At 45.0% G+C, this 941-nt stretch carries 2 protein-coding genes; one reads left to right on the top strand and one right to left on the bottom strand.

What is annotated here, in order from left to right; all coding sequences use genetic code 11:
* Nucleotides 1-188 (top strand): hypothetical protein (locus tag K8089_RS16155; RefSeq protein ID WP_237604319.1); only part of this gene is annotated, 188 nt, incomplete at its 5' end.
* A 428-nt stretch (nt 189-616) separates the two neighbouring features.
* Here the strand turns inward: K8089_RS16155 and K8089_RS16150 are convergent.
* Nucleotides 617-941: 3'(2'),5'-bisphosphate nucleotidase CysQ family protein (locus tag K8089_RS16150; RefSeq protein WP_277612616.1), on the bottom strand; the 325-nt coding region annotated here is incomplete at its 5' end.

The raw sequence follows: 941 nt of genomic DNA, 5'->3' as shown, positions 1-941 counted from the left end.
CCTTCCGTCAGCTGGGATTGAGATTTGGAAGTATGATGGAACATTGTTGCCCAGCTGCCACCTTCCCCTTCAAGGAACTTGATTCTTTCAAATTAAAATATTTCGAAGGGGAAGGAGCTTGCGTTGGTAATGACGGAGAGGAAGATGACGTAGGACGATTAAAGTTCTGCTCTAAGGTGACCGAGTGATCCCGATGTAAAATCGGGATTGTATCGAGGGTACCGGGGTTGGGAAAACGGAAAGATGAATCGAAAACGTACTGCAACTCCCCTCCCGAAGTAAATTCGGGACAGGCTTTTGAAGGGGGGTTGGGGGGGATTTTATAGGAAGATGTGAGATTTTAGATTTGAGATTTGAGATTTTAGATGCTAGAGGCTAGATGCTAGATGCTAGAATCTGGACGTAGGACGAAATCGAAATCGAAAATGAAATCGAAATCGAAATCGAAGATGAAGGCGAAAATGACGTAGGACGGTAAGACGTAGGACGTAGGACAAATTTGAATACGAAACTAAAAATTGGAAAGCTGAAATTAGAAATCGGAAGGTTAAATCGAAGACGATATTTCTGGATGACGCTACTCACCCCCACTTTGAAGGGGGGGCAGGGGGGGATGTTACGGGGGGGTGGCGAGGATAAAGTGGGGGTTTTGGAGGTTTGGTTTGTTGTATTTTAAAGGGGTGTTGGTGGATTGGTCTATTGGCTCTAGGCCTACTGCTTTACAGATGGCGTGGCCGGCGGCAGTGTCCCACTCCATTGTGGGTGCAAATCTGGGGTAAATGTGTGCGCTGCCTTCAGCTATTGCACAAAACTTTAGGGAGCTGCCTTTAACGATAGTTTGAACCCTATTGTGTTTTTCAATTTCTGTAATGAAGTTTTTAGTCGCTTTATTATTATGCGAACGGCTGCCAATGATTTTTACTTTGGAAGTCGGTTTGCTA

The sequence above is a fragment of the Aequorivita vitellina genome, assembly GCF_022008365.1.
Classification (GTDB): Bacteria; Bacteroidota; Bacteroidia; order Flavobacteriales; family Flavobacteriaceae; genus Aequorivita; species Aequorivita vitellina.
This window is presented reverse-complemented; position numbering and strand designations above follow the sequence as displayed.